Here is a 20236-nt window from a genome sequence, read left to right as displayed (position 1 = left end):
CCCCTTATGAGTTCTGCTCTGTCCATTCGACAGTTGACCAAGACCTACGGCAACGGGTTTCAGGCCCTCAGCGGCATCGACCTCGACGTAGCGGAAGGCGACTTCTTCGCACTGCTGGGCCCCAACGGCGCAGGCAAATCGACCACCATCGGTATTCTTTCCACCCTGGTCAACAAGACCAGCGGCACGGTCAACATCTTCGGCAACGACCTGGACCGCCAGCCGGCAGCGCTCAAGCGCAGCATTGGCGTGGTGCCTCAGGAGTTCAACTTCAACCAGTTCGAGAAGACCTTCGACATCGTCGTGACCCAGGCCGGCTACTACGGGATTCCGGCCAAGGTCGCCAAGCAGCGTGCCGAACAGTACCTGACCCAGCTGGGGCTGTGGGACAAGCGCGATACGCCGTCGCGGTCGCTGTCGGGCGGCATGAAGCGGCGCTTGATGATCGCACGGGCGCTGATCCACGAGCCGCGCCTGCTGATTCTCGATGAACCCACCGCCGGCGTCGACATCGAACTGCGGCGTTCGATGTGGGGCTTCCTCACCGAGCTGAACGAAAAAGGCATCACCATCATCCTCACCACCCATTACCTGGAAGAGGCCGAGCAGCTGTGCCGCAACATCGGCATCATTGACCACGGCACCATCGTCCAGAACACCAGCATGCGTGAACTGCTCGGCACCCTGCACGTGGAGACCTTTCTGCTCGATCTGGGCCAGCCGCTCAACGCGGCGCCGCAGCTGCAAGGCTACCCCTGCACGCTGGTCAATCCGCAGACGCTGGAAGTGCAGGTCGACAAGGAGATCGGCATCACCTCGCTGTTCGGCCAGCTGGCGCTGTTGAACATTCCGGTGTTGAGCCTGCGCAACAAGACCAATCGCCTGGAGGAGTTGTTCGTGTCTCTGGTGGAGAAGAATCTGAGGAAGGTTGCGGTATGAGTTCCGAATTCCAGGCCAATGTGGTCGCTCTCAACACCATTGTCTACCGCGAAGTGCGGCGCTTCACGCGGATCTGGCCGCAGACCCTGCTGCCGCCAGCCATCACCATGGTGCTGTACTTCGTCATCTTCGGTAACCTGATCGGCAAGCAGATTGGTGGCATGGGTGGCTTCAGCTATATGGAGTACATCGTGCCGGGGCTGATCATGATGTCGGTGATCACCAACTCCTACGGCAACGTGGTCTCGAGTTTCTTCGGCGCCAAGTTCCAGCGCTCCATCGAAGAGCTGATGGTTTCGCCACTGTCGCCGCACACCATTCTGATCGGCTATGTCGCGGGTGGGGTGTTGCGCGGCTTGATGGTCGGGATCATCGTCACCGCACTGTCGTTGTTCTTCACCGATCTGCAGGTGCATCACCTGGGCATCACCGTGCTGGTGGTGCTGCTGACCGCCACGATCTTTTCCATGCTGGGCTTCGTCAACGCGGTGTTCGCGCGCAACTTCGACGACATCTCCATCGTGCCGACCTTCGTCCTCACACCCTTGACCTACCTGGGTGGGGTGTTCTATTCGATCAGCCTGCTGCCGCCGTTCTGGCAGACCGTGTCCCTGGCCAATCCGGTGCTGCACATGGTCAACGCCTTCCGCTACGGCATCCTCGGCGTCTCGGACATCAGCATCGGCGTAGCGGTGGCATTCATGCTGGTGGCCACGGTGGTGCTGTACTTCGCCTGCGTGAAGTTGCTGGTCAGTGGTCGCGGCATGCGCAGCTGAGTTCCCCCGGCCGGACCGCAAGGCCCGGCCATGTCGTTTCTCGACGGTTCAAGGTCGTAGGTGGAGCATGATCATCGGCGCGCGAAGTCGATGATCAGGACGCCAACATATGCCGTGCGGCATTCGTCGCGCGCAGCCTTATCGGGGAAGCAGAATGAACATGAAGAAAGTTCTCGGAGCCAGTGCTGCTCTGGTTCTGGCCATGGGATGTAGCTGGGCCAGCGCTGCCGCCAAGGAAGTCACCATCGGCTACGTCGACGGATGGTCGGACAGCGTTGCCACCACCCATGTCGCCGCCGAGGTCATCAAGCAGAAGCTGGGCTATGACGTGAAGCTGCAGGCAGTGGCCACCGGGATCATGTGGCAGGGCGTGGCCACCGGCAAACTCGACGCGATGCTTTCTGCCTGGCTGCCGGTGACCCACGGCGAGTACTGGGCCAAGAACAAGGACAAGGTGGTCGACTACGGCCCCAACTTCAAGGACGCCAAGATCGGCCTGATCGTGCCTGAATACGTCAAGGCCAAGACCATCGACGACCTCAAGACCGACGAGACCTTCAAGAATCGCATCGTGGGCATCGACGCGGGCTCGGGTGTGATGCTCAAGACCGATCAGGCGATCAAGGACTACGGCCTGTCCACCTACAAGCTTCAGTCCAGCTCCGGCGCCGGCATGATTTCGGAGCTGACCCGTGCCGAGAAGGCCAACGAATCCATTGCCGTGACCGGTTGGGTGCCGCACTGGATGTTCGCCAAGTGGAAACTGCGCTTCCTGGAAGACCCTAAAGGCGTGTACGGCGCTGCGGAAACCGTCAACAGCATCGGCAGCAAGGGCCTGGACAAGAAAGCACCGGAAGTGGCTGCCTTCCTGAAGAAGTTCCAGTGGTCGTCCAAGGACGAGATCGGTGAAGTCATGCTGGCCATCCAGGACGGTGCCAAGCCTGATGCCGCCGCCAAGGCCTGGGTCGACAAGCACCCTGACCGCGTCGCCGAGTGGACCGCCAAGTAACCAAGTGACCCCAAACGGGCTGCCTTGCACGCGGGCCGCCCGTAGGAGCGGTCATCGGCCGCGAATCAGGCACCGCGGAGCACCAGATACAGCACTGCACCATTCGCGGCCACGGACCGCTCCTACGTCGAATTGTGAAAAGGTCGCCCATGGGCGACCTTTTTTCATTTCCAGGCCCCGATCTACTACTAAGGTCGTCTGGAGTGCGCTCCAGAGCAGCCTAAAGTGGAATACGTTCTATCCATCTATGCTGCGAGGACAAAAACAATGAACGACAGCATTTACCTCTCGATTCAAAACAGCCCACGCTTCAAGGAGCTGGTGAGAAAAAGAGAGAAGTTCGCCTGGATACTTTCAGCAATCATGCTTGGACTGTATTCGGCCTTCATCCTCTTGATTGCCTACGGCCCGCACATCCTGGGCGCGAAGATCAGTCCTGAATCGTCGATCACCTGGGGCATTCCTATCGGTGTCGGCCTGATTCTCTCCGCCTTCGTGTTGACCGGTATCTATGTCAAGCGCGCCAATGGCGAGTTCGATGACCTGAATCGCCTGATCCTGCAGGAGGCCAAGCAATGATGCGGCGTCTATTGGCAACAATGGGCGCATTCGCCCTGGCTCCAAGCGTGATGGCGGCCGATGCACTGACCGGCGCGGTGCAGAAGCAGCCGCTCAACGTGGCGGCGATCATCATGTTCGTGCTGTTCGTCGGTGCCACCCTGTGCATCACCTATTGGGCCTCCAAGCGCAACAAGTCAGCCGCGGACTACTACGCCGCCGGCGGCAAGATCACCGGTTTCCAGAACGGCCTGGCAATTGCCGGCGACTACATGTCGGCGGCGTCCTTCCTGGGGATTTCCGCGCTGGTGTTCACCTCCGGCTACGATGGCCTGATCTACTCCATCGGCTTCCTGGTGGGCTGGCCGATCATCCTGTTCCTGATCGCCGAGCGTCTGCGCAACCTGGGCAAGTACACTTTTGCCGACGTGGCGTCCTATCGCCTGAAGCAGAAAGAAATCCGTACCCTGTCGGCCTGTGGTTCGCTGGTGGTGGTGGCGTTCTACCTGATCGCGCAGATGGTAGGTGCCGGCAAGCTGATCCAGCTGCTGTTCGGCCTCGACTACGCCGTGGCCGTGGTTCTGGTGGGTATCCTGATGTGCCTGTACGTGCTGTTCGGCGGCATGCTGGCGACCACCTGGGTACAGATCATCAAGGCGGTATTGCTGCTGTCCGGTGCGTCCTTCATGGCCCTGATGGTGATGAAACACGTCAACTTCGACTTCAACGTGCTGTTCTCCGAAGCCATCAAGGTGCACGCCAAGGGTGAAGCCATCATGAGCCCCGGTGGGCTGGTGAAGGATCCGATCTCGGCCTTCTCGCTGGGCCTGGCGCTGATGTTCGGTACGGCTGGCCTGCCGCACATCCTGATGCGCTTCTTCACCGTTTCCGATGCCAAGGAAGCTCGCAAGTCGGTGCTCTACGCAACGGGCTTCATCGGCTACTTCTACATCCTGACCTTCATCATCGGTTTCGGCGCGATTCTGCTGGTCAGCACCAATCCGGCGTTCAAGGACGCAGCCGGTGCCTTGCTCGGTGGTAACAACATGGCCGCGGTGCACCTTGCCGATGCGGTCGGCGGCAGCATCTTCCTCGGCTTCATCTCGGCCGTGGCCTTCGCCACCATCCTGGCTGTGGTGGCCGGCCTGACCCTGGCCGGTGCTTCGGCGGTGTCCCACGACCTGTACGCCAGCGTCATCAAGAAAGGCAAGACCAACGACAAGGACGAGATCCGCGTTTCCAAGATCACCACCGTCTGTCTCGGTGTCCTGGCGATCGGCCTGGGTATCGCGTTCGAAAGCCAGAACATCGCCTTCATGGTGGGCCTGGCGTTCTCGATCGCGGCCAGCTGCAACTTCCCGGTCCTGCTGCTCTCGATGTATTGGAAGAACCTGACCACTCGCGGCGCCATGATCGGTGGCTGGATGGGCTTGATCAGCGCCGTGACGCTGATGATCCTCGGCCCGACCATCTGGGTGCAGATTCTGCATCACGACAAACCGATCTATCCCTACGAGTACCCAGCACTGTTCTCGATGGCCATCGCCTTCATCGGTATCTGGTTCTTCTCGATCACCGACAAGTCGGCAGCCGCTGACGAAGAGCGTGCGCTGTTCTACCCGCAGTTCGTGCGTTCGCAAACCGGTCTGGGTTCCAGCGGGGCAGTCTCTCACTGATACCTGCACTACGCTGCAAGCAAAAAAATCCGATGCCTGCGAGGGCATCGGATTTTTTCATTTCTGCTGTGCGGCCCGGTGCAGGCTGCACATCGGCAAGATTATATCTTGCCGAGCAATACCAGGATCAGCAGGATGACCAGTACAGTACCGATGATACCCGACGGGCCATAACCCCAACTTCTGGAGTGCGGGAATACTGGCAATCCGCCAATCAACAGCAGAATCAGAACGATGATCAGTATGGTGCCCATGGCGATTTCCTTATTTGGACAATGAGATGATTCGTCAGCGAGCCAGTAGCACTCGTCCGCCTAATAGCTCGGACTGTGACCTGCCGTAAAAAGTCCCAAAGATTTAAAAATGTTTCGGAGCTGGGTCTGGGCTGGCGTATTCTCGCGGGTTGATATTCGCCCTGGAGAGTTCGAGTGCTCAATTATGCGTGGTTTTTGCTGGCCGCCCTTTTCGAGATCGCCGGCTGCTATGCCTTCTACCTGTGGCTGCGGATGGGCAAGAGCGCGCTGTGGGCATTGGCAGGCGTGCTGAGCCTGACCTGTTTCGCGCTGTTGCTCACGCGCGTGGAAGCCGCCTATGCCGGCCGTGCGTATGCAGCCTACGGTGGCATCTACATCGTCGCTTCGCTGGGGTGGCTGGCGGTGGTCGAGAAAGTTCGGCCGCAGACCTTCGACTGGCTCGGCGCAACGTTGTGCGTGCTGGGGGCGAGCATCATCCTGTGGGGGCCGAAGCTGCAACAGGGCTAGGAGTGGCGAGTGTGGCCAAGATTGTAAATATCCATACAAAGAAAGCCTGAAGTGTATGGATCGGTACAACTAAGTGACGGCTTGCCTGCTGCAAGTGCGAAATATCTGACAGGGAATTTACTAACTTTCGTAGGCTTAAACTGTATTGCTCTGCTTGCCTTGTGATGGTCGAAAACAGGGTCCACCCTCAAGAAGCATTCATTTGAGGGAACAAAGCCATGCTGGTATTGACGCGACATGTAGGCGAGCTGATCTCGATCGGCGACGACGTCTGGATCAAGGTGCTGGACGTGCGGGGCAACACCGTGCGCTTCGGCATCCAGGCGCCCAAGGACGTGGAAGTGCACCGTGCCGAGGTCTATCGGCGAATCCAGGAGAAGCACGGCAAGCATGCCAAGGAGGTGCCGGTGGTGTGACGCTCAGTCGAACAGCTCGGGCGCTATGTCGTGCTTGAGCATCAGCGTGCACTGCTGGCTCTCCGGATCGAAAACGATGAACGCCTGTTTCTTGGCCAGTGCATGACGCACGCGTTCGACCCGCGTCTGCAAAGGTGTTTCATCGCCGTTGTCGGTTCCGTCGCGGGTCACGAAATCTTCGATCAGGCGGGTCAGGGTGTCGGCTTCGAGGTGGTCGTAGGGAATCAGCATGTTCGGCGCTCACAGGGTAGGCCGGCATTGTAACAGTGCCGCGCCTGCCGGAGGCCCCAAGCCAGGCAGCGGCGAGGGGCGGGGCGGCGGTGGTCCGGTTGGATCGGGCCGATCAATGGCTGGATTTCTGCCCCAGCACGTCTTCGACCGCAGGTACGCGGGTGTCCGATTCCATCTGCGCGTCGTGCTCCAGCTGATGACTGAAACGCTCGAGCGAGCCGTTGTTCGGCTTCGCATCGCTGGCGAACACCGGTGGGCTCAGCATGTAGGCCGTAAGAATGCGGCTCAGCGCGCTGAGGCTGTCGATGTGCGTGCGTTCATAGCCATGGGTTGCGTCGCAGCCGAACGCCAGCAGCGCGGTGCGAATATCGTGGCCCGCCGTGACGGCCGAATGAGCGTCGCTGAAGTAATAGCGAAACAGGTCGCGCCGCACCGGCAGTTCGTTCTCGTCGGCGAGCCGCAACAGATGCCGCGACAGGTGATAGTCGTAGGGGCCACCGGAGTCCATCATGGCCACGCTCACGGCGTGCTCGCTCGAATGCTGGCCGGGTGCGACAGGTGCGATGTCGATGCCGACGAACTCACTGACGTCCCACGGCAGAGCCGCCGCTGCGCCAGAGCCGGTTTCCTCGGTGATGGTGAACAATGGATGGCAATCGATCAGAGGCTCGTAGTCGCTCTCGACGATGGCCTTGAGCGATGCCAGCAGCGCGGCAACACCTGCCTTGTCGTCCAGATGGCGGGCACTGATGTGGCCGCTGTCGGTAAATTCGGGCAGTGGATCGAACGCCACATAGTCGCCGATGTTCACCCCTAGCGACTCGCAGTCGGCACGCGTCGCGCAGTAGGCATCCAGGCGCAACTCGACATGGTCCCAGGTCACTGGCATCTGGTCGACGGCGGTATTGAACGCATGCCCGGAGGCCATCAGGGGCAGCACGCTGCCGCGGATCACGCCGCTGTCGGTGAAAACGCTCACACGGCTGCCTTCGGCAAAGCGGCTCGACCAGCAGCCTACCGGCGCCAGTGACAGGCGACCGTTGTCCTGCACCGCCCGTACGCTGGCGCCAATGGTGTCCAGATGCGCAGACACAGCGCGGTCCGGTGAATTCTGCTTGCCCTTGAGAGTCGCGCGAATGGTACCGCGGCGTGTCATTTCAAAAGGGATGCCCAGCTCTTCGAGACGTTCGGCGACGTAGCGCACGATGGTATCGGTGAACCCGGTAGGGCTGGGAATGGCGAGCATTTCCAGCAGCACTTTCTGCAAGTACTGGATATCCGGTTCGGGAATTTTGGCTGTCATGGAAACTCCTGAGGTGGATAGGGTTATGGGGACCGCTTCGTCACGATCCCGGTAGCGTTTCAGCGCGGAGCCTGTGCGGGTCGCCGCGGCAGGCTCCATGCGGGCTTTTACCTGGGGCCGCTGTGGGGAAACAGCAGATCGACGAAGCGCTCTGCCGTCGGTTGCGGTTCGTGGTTGGCCAGGCCCACGCGCTCGTTGGCTTCGATGAACACGTACTCCGGCTGGTCGGCGGCCGGAACCAACAGGTCCAGACCCACCACCGGTATGTCCAGCGCGCGAGCGGCACGCACCGCTGCGTCGGCCAGTACCGGGTGGAGAATCTGCGTGACGTCCTCCAGATGCCCGCCAGTGTGCAGGTTGGCCGCTCTGCGCACTGTCAGCGTCTGGCCGCTGGGCGGAATGCTGTGCATATCAAAACCGGCGGCCTGCACGGTGCGCAGGGTTTCCTGGTCCAGCGGAATCCGGCTCTCGCCGCCAGTGGCCGCCTGGCGACGGCGGCTCTGCACATCGATCAGCGTGCCGATGTCGGTGTGCCCGTCTCCAATGATCTGCGCCGGCCGGCGGATGGCTGCCGCAACCACTTCGTAGCCGATGACCACGATGCGCAGGTCAACCCCTTCATGGAAGCTTTCAAGCAGGACCCGGCTATCGAACTGGCGAGCATGCTCGATGGCCTGCTGCACCTCGTCGAGTGTGCTCAGGTCCACGGCCACACCGTTGCCTTGCTCACCGTCGAGCGGCTTGACCACCACCCGGCCATGTTCGTCGAGGAAGTCCTGGTTGTCGTCGGCACTGCCCGCCAGCTGCTGCGCCGGCAAGCTCAGGCCAGCGGCCCGGAGCACCTTGTGGGTCAGGCTCTTGTCCTGGCACAGGGTCATGCTCACCGAGCTGGTCAGGTCGCACAATGATTCGCGGCAACGGATGCGCCGGCCACCGTGCGCCAGCGTGAACAGACCAGCCTCGGCGTCGTCCACCTGCACATCGATGCCCCTGCGAAACGCCTCGTCGACGATGATCCGCGCGTAGGGGTTGAAATCGGCCTGCGGACCGGGGCCCAGGAACAGTTTCTGGTTGATGCCGTTCTTGCGCTTGATGGCGAAGGTGGGCAGGTTGCGAAAGCCCAGCTTGGCGTAGAGGTTCTTGGCCAGGCGGTTGTCGTGCATCACCGACAGATCGAGGTAGGCCAGGCCGCGGCTCATGAAGTGCTCGACCAGATGCCGCACCAGCACTTCGCCCACACCTGGACGTGTGCAACGTGGGTCGACGGCCAGGCACCACAGGCTGCTGCCTTTTTCCGGATCTCGAAAGGCTTTGGCATGGTTGAGGCCCATGACACTGCCGATCACATGGCCGGTGTCTTCATCTTCGGCCAGCCAGTACACCGGCCCGCCCTGATGTCGTGGGGTCAGCAGGCTCTGGTCGATGGGCAGCATCTTGCGCTTGAGATAAAGCTGGTTGATGGCCTGCCAATCGCCATCGCTCTGCGCCCGACGAATACGGAACCCACGAAACACCCGCTGCGCGGGTCGATAATCGCTGAACCACAGGCGCAGGGTATCGGACGGATCGAGGAACAGTTGTTGAGGCGCCTTGGCCAACACCTGCTGCGGCGCGGCAACGTACAGAGCGATGTCCCGCTCACCCGGTTGTTCGTTGAGCAGCTCGGCAGCCAGGGCGTCCGCGTCGGGGTAGGTATGCCCGATCAGCACGCGGCCCCAGCCGCAGTGCAACGGTCGTTGTTGCAGGTCGTCGCTATGGCCTTCTTCGGCCAGCCGCGCCTGCAAGCGCTCGTAGGACGGCGACTGGCCGCGCTGCAAGCGCTGGTTGAATGCCGTGGCATGAGCTTTCATCGATCAGAGTCCTTGTTCGCTGAGCCACAGGTTCAACGCCGCCAGCTGCCAGAGCTTGGAGCCGCGCAGTGGCGTGAGCTGGCCTTGCGGATCGGTCAGCAGACGGTCGAGCATGTTCGGGTTGAACAAGCCGCGGTCCTGGCTGGGGTCCAACAGCAGGTCGCGCACCCAGTTGAGTGTGTCCCCTTCGAGATGCTTGAGGCCAGGCACCGGGAAATAGCCTTTCTTGCGGTCGATGACCTCGCTCGGAATCACCAGCCGCGCGGCTTCCTTGAGCACCTGCTTGCCACCATCGGGCAGCTTGAACTTGCCTGGAACCCGCGCGGAAAGTTCGACCAGTCGATAGTCCAGGAACGGCGTGCGCGCTTCCAGGCCCCAGGCCATGGTCATGTTGTCGACGCGTTTGACCGGGTCGTCGACCAGCATCACTGTGCTGTCCAGGCGCAAGGCCTTGTCCACCGCTGCATCGGCTCCGGGCATGGCGAAGTGCTCGCGCACGAAGTCACCGGCAGCATCGTTGGCGGTCAGCCAATTTGGGGTCACGGTTGCGGCGTAATCGTCGTAGCTACGGTCGAAGAACGCATCGCGATAGGCCTGGTACGGATCGCTGGCGCCGTCCACTTGTGGGTACCAGTGGTAGCCTGCGAACAGTTCGTCGGCGCCCTGGCCGCTCTGTACGACCTTGCAATGCTTGGCAACTTCCCGCGAGAGCAGGTAGAAGGCGATGCAGTCGTGGCTGACCATCGGCTCGCTCATCGCGCGGAACGCGGCGGGCAGCTGCTCGATGATCTCTCGCTCCTCGATGCGCAGCTGGTGGTGCTGAGTACCGTAGTGTTTGGCGATCAGGTCGGAATACTGGAACTCGTCGCCACGTTCGCCGCCGGCATCTTGAAAGCCGATGGAGAAGGTCGACAGATCCTTCACGCCCACTTCGCGCAACAGACCTACCAGCATGCTCGAATCGACGCCGCCGGACAGCAGCACGCCCACATCCACGGCGGCCCGCTGGCGAATGGCAACCGCTTCGCGGGTGCTTTCCAGCACACGGTCGCGCCAGTCTTCCAGGGTCAGGTTGGCTTCGTCGGCATGGGGCCCATAGGGCAAGGTCCACCACGTTTGCTGTTCGGTCTTGCCGTTGGCATCGATGCGCATCCACGTCGCTGGCGGCAGTTTTTCGATGCCCGCGATCAACGTCCGTGGCGCAGGCACTACGGCGTGGAAGTTCAGGTAGTGGTTCAACGCCACCGGGTCGAGAATCGGGCTGATGTCGCCACCCTTGAGCAACGCCGGCAGGGCCGAAGCGAAGCGCAGGCGCTTGTCGGTGCGCGACAGGTACAACGGCTTGACGCCCAGACGGTCGCGGGCAATGAACAGACGTTGCGTGTCGCGCTCCCAGATGGCAAAGGCGAACATGCCGTTGAGCTTGGGCAGCAGTTTTTCGCCCCAGGCATGATAGCCCTTGAGCAACACCTCGGTGTCGCCGCCCGAATAGAAGCTGTAGCCCAGCGCTTCCAGCTCGCTACGCAATTCGGGAAAGTTGTAGATGGCACCGTTGAACGCCAGGCTCAGGCCCAGCTGGGCGTCGGTCATCGGCTGCGCGGAGCCGTCCGACAGGTCCATGATCTTCAGGCGGCGATGGCCCAGGGCAATCGGCCCTTGCGCCTGAAAACCCCAGGCGTCCGGCCCGCGTGGGGCCAGTTCATGGGTAATGCGTTCCACGGCCGCAAGGTCCGCAGGTTGAAAGTCGAAGCGCAACTCACCAGCTAATCCGCACATAAGTCCTTACCGGTTTTTCCGTTGGGGAATGGCCGAGTGAAGTTCGGCCAGGTATGAAACTGACCGAGGCGGGTAGCGAGAGTTTTAGAACGATCGGTTATAAGGAGGAGAAGTGTCCGAAGACGCATTCGCGGGTAGAACCCGCTCCCACAGGTCGGCGGCGCTTGAAGGCTACTTGAGATTACCGCTGAGAAACTGCCGGAGGCGTTCGCTTTTCGGATTGGCCAGCACCTGGGAGGGCGGGCCTTCTTCCTCGACCAGCCCCTGATGCAGGAACAGCACCTGGTTCGACACTTCGCGGGCGAAGCTCATCTCGTGGGTGACCATGATCATGGTCCGGCCTTCCTCGGCCAGGCCCTTGATCACCTTCAGCACCTCACCCACCAGCTCCGGGTCGAGCGCCGAGGTAGGTTCGTCGAACAGCATGACCTCCGGTTCCATGGCCAGTGCGCGAGCGATGGCCACGCGTTGCTGCTGGCCGCCGGAGAGGAACGCTGGATACTGGCTGGCAACCCGCTCAGGCAAGCCTACCTTGTCCAGGTAGCGCAACGCGCGGGCCCGCGCTTCGTCCTTGTCGATGCCCAGCACCCGGCGTGGCGCCATGGTGATGTTGTCGAGCACGGTCATGTGGCTCCACAGGTTGAAGTGCTGGAACACCATGGCCAGGCGCGTGCGCAGGCGCTGCAATTCTTCGGCGTCGGCAACCCGCATGCCGCCGTGGTCGCTGATCATCTGGATCGGCTTGCCATCCAGGCTCATGGCGCCGTCGTCGGGCTGCTCGAGAAAATTGATGCAGCGCAAAAAGGTGCTCTTGCCCGAGCCGCTGGCGCCGATCAGGCTGATCACGTCACCCGTGCTGGCCTTGAGCGAGACGCCCTTGAGCACCTTGTTGTCGCCATAGCTCTTGTGCAGGCCGTCGATGGTCAGTTTGTACATGCGCAACACGTCCTCAAGGTTGAAGTAGATAGCCGCTGCGGCAGGCCTGGGTACCCGCGACATGGGCCACCAGCATGCCAGCGGTGGCCATGCGCCGCAGCGAGCGGGCGTACATCAGGCCAGGCTGCCGATTGCGCACCGGGGTAACCGTATTGCTCAGCGGATCGATGATCTCGGCGATCAACTGGTCGGCTTCCAGGTACTGTCCGGGCACCGCGCTGTACACCAGCAGCCCACCCACCGGCGCTGTAACCGGTTCTACGGCAGCAAGCGGCGTTGCTGCGGCGAGCAACGCCGGCAGCTCGGCCGGCTGGCGGTCGATGGCACCGACACTGGCCAGGTAGTCGAGGATGGCCTGGCAGTCGCCGCTGGCCATCGGATGGTTGACGTCGCCCTGGCCGCGCAATTCGACAGTGACCGAAAAGCTGCCCATGGCGATCGGGAAGCGCTCGCCGAAACGTTGCTGCAGCTGCCACCACAACAGGCTGAAGCACTCGTCGAACGACTGCCCGCCCGAATCGGTGGCCAACAGATTGGCCTGGGCGCCCAGATAGCGCGCCAGCGGCTCTACCTGCGGCCAGGCCTCGGGCGTGGTGTACAGATGCTGCACGGCTTCGAAGTCGCAGTGCAGGTCCAGCACCATATCGGCGTCGCACGCCAGGCGCTGCAGGGTCAGGCGCTGCGACTGCAGGGCGGTGGCGGGCTGCAGCCGGTTCAGCCCATCGCGCAGATGCGTGCGGATCAACGCGGTATTGCGCGCGATGTCCTCACCCAGCAGGCTCTCGACGGCGCACCCGACCTGATCGGCCAGGTCGACGAAACGGCGATTGAAGTTCTCGCCGGTCTCCAGCTCGTAGCGGCCCATGGGGGTGTCCATGACGATCTGGTCGAGTCCGGCCGGGTTGGCGATGGGCACCACCACGACCTGCCAGCGCAGTTGCCCGGCGCTTTCCAGTTCGGCCAGGCGCTGACGCAGGTGCCAGGCGACGAGCATCCCCGGCAGCTCGTCGGCATGCAGCGAGGCTTGGATATAGACCTTGCCGGCACCGGTTGGGCCGTAGCTGAAGCTGTGTATCTGGCGCGCGGTGCCCGGTAGCGGGGCCAGCAGTTCATGAATGTCGTGTTGCATGTTCAGGTCCTAGTGCGTCGGGCCGAGAAAGGCCAGCCAGCGGCGTTCGGCCAGGCGAAACAGTCCAACCAGAGCGAAGGTGACGGTCAGGTAGATCAGCGCGGCGATACCGAAGGATTGGAAGGTCAGGAAGGTCGCCGAATTGGCGTCACGCGCGACCTTGAGAATGTCCGGGATGGTGGCGGTGAACGCCACCGTGGTCGAGTGCAACATGAGGATCACTTCGTTGCTGTAGTAGGGCAACGAACGGCGCAGGGCGGACGGCATGATCACGTAGGCATACAGCTTCCAACCGCTGAGGCCGTAGGCTTTGGCCGCCTCGACCTCGCCGTGGTTCATGCTGCGGATGGCCCCGGCGAAGATTTCCGTGGTGTACGCGCAGGTGTTCAGCGCGAATGCCAGCACCGTGCAGTTCATCGCGTCGCGGAAGAAGTCGTTGAGCAGAGGCTGCCCACGCACCGCCTCCAGGCTGTAGATGCCGGTGTAGCAGATCAGCAGCTGGATATAGAGCGGGGTGCCGCGGAACAGGTACGTGTAGAACTGCACTGGCCAGCGTACCCAGCGCCGATTCGAGACCCGTGCGATCGACAGCGGCACCGAGAACACGAAGCCGATCACCAGGGCGGCAGTGAGCAGCCACAGGGTCATCGCCAGGCCGGTGATGTTCTGCCCGTCGGAGTAGAGGAACGGTCGCCAGTATTCTTGAAGAAGCTCGATCATCGCAGGGCCTCCCGGGTGCCCGCGCTGTAGCGTCGTTCAAGCCAGCGCAGGGCGATGTTGGAGGCACTGGTGATCAACAGGTAGATGAGCGCGGCCAACACCAGGAAGTAGAACAACTGATAAGTGCTCTTGCCCGCGTCCTGGGCGGCCTTCACCAGATCGGCCAGGCCGATGATCGACACCAGCGCCGTGGCCTTGAGCATGACCATCCAGTTATTGCCGATACCGGGCAGGGCGTAGCGCATCATCTGCGGAAACACGACATAGCGAAAGCGCTGTGAGCGCTTGAGGCCATAGGCCGTGGCCGCTTCGAGTTGCCCGCGCGGTACTGCCAGCATGGCACCGCGAAAGGTCTCGGTGAAATAGGCGCCGTAGATGAAACCCAGGGTGATGACCCCAGCGGCGAAAGGATCGATTTCGATGTAGTCCCATTCCAGCGCTTCGGTAATACCGGTCAGCCAGGTTTGCAGGCTGTAGAAAATCAGCAGCATCAGCACCAGGTCGGGCACGCCGCGAATCAGGGTGGTGTAGAGCTGCGCAGGCACGCGCAGCGCCGCAGCGCCGGACAGCTTGGCGCTGGCGCCGAGCAGGCCCAGCACCACGCTGACCAGCAGCGAGAGCAGGGAAAGCTTGATGGTCATCCAGGTGCCCTCGAGCAGCAACGGGCCGAAGCCCTTCAAGCTGAACGCAGACAACCCGAGGTACTGCAAAAGGTCATCGAACATGAATCTGGCCTTTGCCGATCAAAAAAACGCCCATCCCCGAGCAGGAATGGGCGCTGTCATCGCGGGGGTTTATTTACCGCTGTACAGGTTCAGCTCACCGAAGTGTTTCTTCTGGATTTCGCTGTAGGTGCCATCATCATGTAACGCTTTGATACCTTTATCGATGAACGCCTTGAGTTCCTTGTTACCTTTGGCGATACCCACGGCCGTCTTGGCCGGCAACAGCTCGCTGTCGATAGCGTCGCTGACTTCATAGCCAGCACCCTGTGGCGACTTCAGGAAGCCCAGCTCGGCCTGCAGCATGTCTTGGATGGATGCGTCGAGACGACCCGAGATCAAGTCGGCGTACACTTGGTCCTGATTCTGATAGGCCTGGGTTTTCACCCCAGCCTTGTCGAGCACGGCCTTGGCGTAGGCTTCCTGGATGGTGCCCTGCTCGTAGCCGACGGTCTTGCCCTTGAGCGACGCCAGGTCGGTGCTCAGGCCTGCACCTTTCTTGAACACCAACGAAGTCGGGCCCGAGAACAGTTCGTTGGAGAAGTCGATGACTTTCTCCCGCGCCGGGGTGACGGTCATCGAGGAAATCACGCCATCGAATTTCTTCGCCTTGAGCCCGGGAATCATGCCGTCGAAGTCGCTTTCGACCCACTTGCAGGTCACTTTCAGTTCCTTGCAGATGGCATTGCCCAGATCAATGTCGAAACCCACCAGGCTGCCGTCGGCGGCCTTGGATTCGAACGGTGCGTAGGAAGGATCGACCCCGAAGCGCAACTCCTTGTATTCCTTGGCCATTGCGCTGCCGGCCGAAAACGCCAGGGCCAGAGCAGAAAGGGTCAGCAATGCTTTTTTCATCGTGCAGTCCTTAAAACCAGTTGAATGCGTTGGTGAGGGCGATGTGCGTTACCGGCAAGTGCCAGACATCATTTTGATAGCAATTTCCGCACCATAGTCCCAGTGCAGACCGCTCTGAGCAAGGTTGTGTCGCGTGGCAGCAAGTTTCGCCATGGCCCGAGTCCCCCTGGATGTCCGCGCTGCGCGTCATTGGTACAGCAATGCCCTGAAATAATCCACGGCAAAAAAATGCACCTCGACGGTGCATTCAGAAGGGTCAGGCCAACAGGTCCTGCAGGGTCGCCAGGCTGTCCGCTTCAGCCACCGGTTTGTCGTGGCGCCAGCGCAACATGCGCGGGAAGCGCACCGCAATACCGCTTTTGTGGCGCTTGGACAAGGCAATGCCCTCGAAGCCCAATTCGAAGACCAGCGTCGGGGTCACGCTGCGCACCGGGCCGAACTTCTCCACGGTGGTCTTGCGAACGATCGCGTCGACCTTGCGCATTTCTTCATCGGTCAATCCGGAATAGGCCTTGGCGAAGGGCACCAGCGTTCGCTCGGACGCTTCCGGTGGGCCATCCCACACGGCGAACGTGTAATCGCTGTACAGGCTCGCCCGGCGCCCATGGCCGGCCTGGGCATAGATCAATACCGCGTCGACGCTGAACGGGTCGACCTTCCATTTCCACCAGGTGCCCATGTCCTTGGTGCGGCCAACGCCATACAGCGAGTCGCGCGCCTTGAGCATCATGCCTTCCACACCCAGCGCGCGCGACGCTTCGCGCTGTCGGCCGAGGTCTTGCCAGTCGTCGCCGGTCAATACCGGCGAGGGGCGCAGCACGGGGTCGGCGGCCTGCGCGATGACCTGTTCCATCCGGGTGCGACGTTCGTGCTGCGGGCGGTTGCGCCAGTCTTCCCCTGCCCATTCGAGCAGATCGTAGGCGAGCACCACCACCGGAATCTCCTCAAGGATTTTCTTGCTCAAGGTTTTACGGCCGATGCGCTGCTGCAGCAGGGCGAACGGCTGCACGGCGGGTGCATCGGCCGACGCACTCGATGACTCGTCCAGGCTGAAATGTTCAGGTGCCATATCGGTTGCTGGCGGAGTCTTCCAGACCACGATCTCACCGTCGATGACCGTACCGTCAGGCAGGCTCGCGGTCAGTGAGTGCAGCTCCGGGAAGCGATCCGATACCAGTTCCTCGCCGCGCGACCAGATCCACAAGCGCCCCTCGCGCTTGACCAGCTGGGCGCGAATCCCATCCCACTTCCATTCCACCTGCCAGTCGCTGCTGGGGCCCAGCAAGGTGTCGAACTGATCGACCGGTTGCTGCAGAGAGTGGGCGAGGAAAAACGGGTAGGGCTGGCCACCTCGTTGGGCATGTTCGTCCGCCGATTCCTGGGCGATGAGCTTGAGGTAACTTTCGGCGACCGGACGGTGCGACAGATCGGTGTAGCCCACCAGGCGCTGGGCGACGCGCTTGCTGTCGATACCGGCCATCTGCGCCAGCGCGCGGGTGACCAACAGCTTCGACACACCGACGCGAAAGCTGCCGGTGATCAGCTTCAGGCACAGCATCAAGCTGGCCCGATCCAGCTGCGCCCACAGCGGCGGCAAGCGCGCGTGGAGCTCCTCGGGCGGCAGCCCGCGCAGGGGCAACAGGGCGTTTTCCAGCCACCAGGCCAGGCCTTCGTCGCTGCTTTGCTCAGCTTCGGGCAGCAACAGCGAGAAGGTCTCGGCCAGGTCACCTACGGCTTGATAGCTTTCTTCGAACAGCCACTCGGGCACGTTCGCCAGTTTGATCGCCAGCTCGCGCAGGATCTTGGTCGGCACCAGCTGCCGTGGACGGCCACCGGAAAGGAAGTACACCGCCCAGGCAGCATCGGCCGGTTGCGCCTGACGGAAGTAATCTTCCAGAAACTGGCGCTTGGCATTGGTCGAGGTGGTTTCGTCGAGATTGGCATACAACTGCGCGAAAGCTTTCAAGACGCGACCTCCTGAGGTTCCTCTTCATTGCCGTACTCAGTGGTGAACCCCTGTGCGTCCAGGCCGATGTCGCGCAGATAGCGCACCAGCACCTCTACCGAGCCGTGGGTGACCATGACCCGCTCGGCTCCGGTCTGCTCGATGGCCCAGAGCAGGCCTGGCCAGTCGGCGTGGTCGGACAGCACGAAGCCTCGATCCACACCACGGCGGCGACGGGTGCCGCGCAGACGCATCCAGCCACTGGCGAAGGCGTCGCTGTACTCACCAAAGCGACGCATCCAGGTACTGCCTCCGGCCGAGGGCGGGGCGATGATCAACGCGTTGCGCAGTGCCGGGTCGGTTTTCTTGAAGTCCCCGGCGTATTGGGTTTCCGGAATATAGACACCGGCATCGCGGTAGACGCGGTTCAGCGGTTCGACCGAGCCGTGGGCCAGAATCGGTCCGATGCCGGCGTCGATGCCATGCAGCAAGCGCTGGGCCTTGCCGAAGGCGTAGGCGAACAACACGCTGGCCTTGCCTTGCTCGGCGTTGGCTCGCCACCACTGGTTCACTTCTTCGAAGATCTCCGCTTGCGGCTGCCAGCGATAGATCGGCAGGCCGAAGGTCGATTCGGTGATGAAGGTATGGCAGCGCACCGGCTCGAAGGGCGCGCACGTGCCATCTGGCTCGACCTTGTAGTCGCCCGAGGCTACCCACACCTCACCTTTGTATTCCAGGCGGACCTGGGCCGAGCCCAGTACGTGTCCGGCAGGATGGAAACTCAAGGTCACACCGTTGTGTTGCAGGACTTCGCCGTACTCGAGCAATTGCAGATTTATGTCCTGGCCCAGGCGAGTGCGCAGGATGCCTTCGCCGGGGGCTGCGGCCAGGTAGTGTTGGTTGCCCGTGTGCGCGTGGTCGCCGTGACCATGGGTGATCACCGCGCGCTCGACGGGCTTCCATGGATCGATATAGAAATCCCCGGCGGTGCAATACAGACCTTCGGGACGAGCGACGACAAGATCCATGGCAGGTCGGCCAGGTAATGGGTGTGTTGTTATGAGGGGGTGGGGCAGGGGAAAGTTCGAAGGCATGCGCCTTGACGAGCGCTGCGCGTGGCCCGTGACGCAGGCATGAAAAAGCCCCTGCGATGAGGGGCTTGTTTCAGAATCTGGCTCCACGACCTGGACTCGAACCAGGGACCCAATGATTAACAGTCATTTGCTCTACCAACTGAGCTATCGCGGAATCTGCTGCGTATGTTACTGATTGCTAAGGGGAAGTCAAGCTTTCCCCTTAGCAAGGTTGTTACAGCACCTTGACGATGGCCTTGATCACGCCGTCGATATTGCTTTGGTTCAAGGCGGCCACGCAGATGCGCCCGGTATCCAGCGCGTAGATGCCGAACTCGCTGCGCAGGCGACCGACCTGCTCGGCGCTCAGCCCGGAATACGAAAACATCCCCGCCTGGCGAGCGACGAAGGTGAAGTCACGGTTCGCGCCGTGGGCAGCCAGGCCCTCGACCATTTGCAGGCGCATGCCGCGAATGCGCTGGCGCATCTCGCCCAGCTCGGCTTCCCACATGGCTCGCAGTTCGGGGCTGTTGAGCACGTTGGCTACGATCATCGCACCATGGGTCGGCGGGTTGGAGTAGTTGGTACGAATGACCCGCTTGATCTGCGACAGCACGCGCGCGCGCTCGTCGCTCGACTGGGTGACGATCGACAGCGCGCCCACCCGCTCGCCATACAGCGAGAACGACTTGGAAAACGAACTGGAAACGAAGAAGCTCAAGCCCGACTCGGCGAACAGGCGCACGGCCGCCGCGTCTTCCTCGATGCCGTCGCCAAAGCCCTGATAAGCCATGTCGAGGAACGGCACGTGGCCCTTGCGCTTGACCACATCCAACACGTTGACCCAGTCCGCCGCGTTGAGGTCGACACCGGTGGGGTTGTGACAGCATGCATGCAGCACGACGATGGAGCCTGCGGGCAAGGCGTCGAGGTCTTCGAGCATGCCTGAACGGTTCACGTCGTTGCTGGTCGCATCATAGTAACGGTAGTTCCGGACACCGAAGCCTGCAGCTTCGAACAGCGCACGGTGGTTTTCCCAGCTGGGATCACTGATCGCGACGACCGCATCGGGCGACAGTTGCTTGAGGAAGTCGGCGCCGATCTTCAGGGCACCGGTGCCACCGACGGCCTGGGTGGTCACGACGCGGCCTGCTGTCAGCAGGGGCGACTGGGCACCGAATATCAAGGTCTGTACGGCCTTGTCGTAGGCAGCGATGCCATCGATGGGCAGATAGCCACGGGCCGCGTGCTGTGCAACGCGCTGCGCTTCGGCTTCGATCACCGCGCGCAGCAGGGGAATTCGCCCCTCTTCGTTGCAGTACACGCCCACACCCAGGTTCACCTTGTCGGTGCGGGTGTCGGCGTTGAATGCTTCGTTGAGGCCCAGGATAGGATCGCGGGGTGCCAATTCGACAGCGGAAAACAGGCTCATTTTTACCGTAGCTCTGATCGGGAGTAAGGAAGGGTGCACGCTTCATCCATGCTGCGCGAAGCGGTGCACGAGTGGGATGTCAGTATAAAGACGCTTGGCTGACGGGGCGACAGGTTGCACCTGGTTTTA

Annotated in this window: 20 protein-coding genes and 1 tRNA gene; 7 read left to right on the top strand and 14 right to left on the bottom strand. The window is 61.7% G+C overall.

Annotated features, from left to right (window positions below; genetic code table 11):
• The first annotated feature begins 6 nt into the window (after positions 1 to 6).
• From IFT80_RS05295 to IFT80_RS05275, 5 genes are all read left to right on the top strand, one after another.
• Positions 7 to 939: an ABC transporter ATP-binding protein gene (locus IFT80_RS05295; RefSeq protein ID WP_122479275.1), complete on the top strand. Its 933-nt coding sequence runs from the start codon at positions 7 to 9 to the stop codon at positions 937 to 939.
• Positions 936 to 1715 (top strand): ABC transporter permease, encoded by a 780-nt coding sequence (locus IFT80_RS05290; RefSeq protein ID WP_122479274.1) that lies wholly within the window; start codon positions 936 to 938, stop codon positions 1713 to 1715. Before IFT80_RS05295 ends, IFT80_RS05290 begins: the two co-directional genes overlap by 4 nt.
• Positions 1716 to 1869: 154 nt before the next feature.
• Positions 1870 to 2724 carry a glycine betaine ABC transporter substrate-binding protein gene (locus IFT80_RS05285; protein ID WP_122479273.1) on the top strand — a complete coding sequence of 285 codons (855 nt, stop codon included), beginning with the start codon at positions 1870 to 1872 and terminating at the stop codon, positions 2722 to 2724.
• A 267-nt stretch (positions 2725 to 2991) separates the two neighbouring features.
• The gene (locus IFT80_RS05280; RefSeq protein WP_122479272.1) at positions 2992 to 3303 is read left to right on the top strand and encodes a DUF485 domain-containing protein; all 312 of its coding nucleotides are present in this window, start codon (positions 2992 to 2994) and stop codon (positions 3301 to 3303) included.
• A complete protein-coding gene (locus IFT80_RS05275) occupies positions 3300 to 4958 on the top strand; it encodes a cation acetate symporter (RefSeq protein ID WP_185793918.1) in 1659 nt (552 codons plus the stop codon). The genes IFT80_RS05280 and IFT80_RS05275 overlap by 4 nt, the downstream gene beginning before the upstream one ends.
• 101 nt (positions 4959 to 5059) lie before the next feature.
• Here IFT80_RS05275 and IFT80_RS05270 read toward each other — a convergent pair whose 3' ends face one another.
• A complete protein-coding gene (locus IFT80_RS05270) occupies positions 5060 to 5218 on the bottom strand; it encodes a DUF3309 family protein (RefSeq protein WP_122479270.1) in 159 nt (52 codons plus the stop codon).
• Between the two features lie 168 nt (positions 5219 to 5386).
• Here IFT80_RS05270 and IFT80_RS05265 point away from each other — a divergent pair, with 168 nt between their 5' ends.
• Entirely contained in the window at positions 5387 to 5719 is a 333-nt protein-coding gene (locus tag IFT80_RS05265) for a YnfA family protein (RefSeq protein WP_122479269.1), read from the top strand.
• Positions 5720 to 5937: 218 nt separating this feature from the next.
• The gene (gene csrA / locus IFT80_RS05260; RefSeq protein ID WP_043187251.1) at positions 5938 to 6135 is read left to right on the top strand and encodes a carbon storage regulator CsrA; all 198 of its coding nucleotides are present in this window, start codon (positions 5938 to 5940) and stop codon (positions 6133 to 6135) included.
• A 3-nt stretch (positions 6136 to 6138) separates the two neighbouring features.
• Here the strand turns inward: csrA and IFT80_RS05255 are convergent, their stop codons facing one another.
• The 13 genes from IFT80_RS05255 to IFT80_RS05195 form a co-directional block, all read right to left on the bottom strand.
• The gene (locus IFT80_RS05255; protein ID WP_122479268.1) at positions 6139 to 6366 is read right to left on the bottom strand and encodes a YheU family protein; all 228 of its coding nucleotides are present in this window, start codon (positions 6364 to 6366) and stop codon (positions 6139 to 6141) included.
• 112 nt (positions 6367 to 6478) lie between these two features.
• Positions 6479 to 7669 carry an osmoprotectant NAGGN system M42 family peptidase gene (locus tag IFT80_RS05250; protein ID WP_122479267.1) on the bottom strand — a complete coding sequence of 397 codons (1191 nt, stop codon included), beginning with the start codon at positions 7667 to 7669 and terminating at the stop codon, positions 6479 to 6481.
• A 107-nt stretch (positions 7670 to 7776) separates the two neighbouring features.
• Positions 7777 to 9519, bottom strand: a complete 1743-nt coding sequence (gene ngg, locus IFT80_RS05245; protein WP_192136925.1) for an N-acetylglutaminylglutamine synthetase — start codon at positions 9517 to 9519, stop codon at positions 7777 to 7779.
• 3 nt (positions 9520 to 9522) lie between these two features.
• The gene (locus tag IFT80_RS05240) at positions 9523 to 11295 is read right to left on the bottom strand and encodes an N-acetylglutaminylglutamine amidotransferase (RefSeq protein ID WP_192136924.1); all 1773 of its coding nucleotides are present in this window, start codon (positions 11293 to 11295) and stop codon (positions 9523 to 9525) included.
• Positions 11296 to 11466: 171 nt separating this feature from the next.
• Entirely contained in the window at positions 11467 to 12231 is a 765-nt protein-coding gene (locus IFT80_RS05235; protein ID WP_192136923.1) for an ABC transporter ATP-binding protein, read from the bottom strand.
• 13 nt (positions 12232 to 12244) lie between these two features.
• Positions 12245 to 13360, bottom strand: coding sequence for a succinylglutamate desuccinylase/aspartoacylase family protein (locus IFT80_RS05230; protein ID WP_192136922.1), 1116 nt, complete (start codon positions 13358 to 13360; stop codon positions 12245 to 12247).
• 9 nt (positions 13361 to 13369) lie between these two features.
• A complete protein-coding gene (locus tag IFT80_RS05225) occupies positions 13370 to 14080 on the bottom strand; it encodes an ABC transporter permease (RefSeq protein ID WP_122479262.1) in 711 nt (236 codons plus the stop codon).
• Positions 14077 to 14805 (bottom strand): ABC transporter permease, encoded by a 729-nt coding sequence (locus IFT80_RS05220; protein WP_192053784.1) that lies wholly within the window; start codon positions 14803 to 14805, stop codon positions 14077 to 14079. The genes IFT80_RS05225 and IFT80_RS05220 overlap by 4 nt, the downstream gene beginning before the upstream one ends.
• Positions 14806 to 14874: 69 nt before the next feature.
• A complete protein-coding gene (locus IFT80_RS05215) occupies positions 14875 to 15657 on the bottom strand; it encodes a transporter substrate-binding domain-containing protein (protein WP_122479260.1) in 783 nt (260 codons plus the stop codon).
• A gap of 256 nt (positions 15658 to 15913) precedes the next feature.
• A complete protein-coding gene (locus IFT80_RS05210) occupies positions 15914 to 17623 on the bottom strand; it encodes an ATP-dependent DNA ligase (protein WP_192136921.1) in 1710 nt (569 codons plus the stop codon).
• Positions 17620 to 18630 carry a ligase-associated DNA damage response exonuclease gene (locus tag IFT80_RS05205; RefSeq protein ID WP_122479258.1) on the bottom strand — a complete coding sequence of 337 codons (1011 nt, stop codon included), beginning with the start codon at positions 18628 to 18630 and terminating at the stop codon, positions 17620 to 17622. Before IFT80_RS05205 ends, IFT80_RS05210 begins: the two co-directional genes overlap by 4 nt.
• A gap of 144 nt (positions 18631 to 18774) precedes the next feature.
• Positions 18775 to 18850, bottom strand: a tRNA-Asn gene (locus IFT80_RS05200).
• A 60-nt stretch (positions 18851 to 18910) separates the two neighbouring features.
• Complete coding sequence (locus tag IFT80_RS05195) at positions 18911 to 20107, bottom strand: amino acid aminotransferase (protein ID WP_192057559.1); 1197 nt, start codon at positions 20105 to 20107, stop codon at positions 18911 to 18913.
• Positions 20108 to 20236 lie beyond the last annotated feature (129 nt).

The organism is Pseudomonas sp. CFBP 8771 (assembly GCF_014841695.1).
GTDB classification, from domain to species: domain Bacteria; phylum Pseudomonadota; class Gammaproteobacteria; order Pseudomonadales; family Pseudomonadaceae; genus Aquipseudomonas; species Aquipseudomonas baltica.
This window is presented reverse-complemented; position numbering and strand designations above follow the sequence as displayed.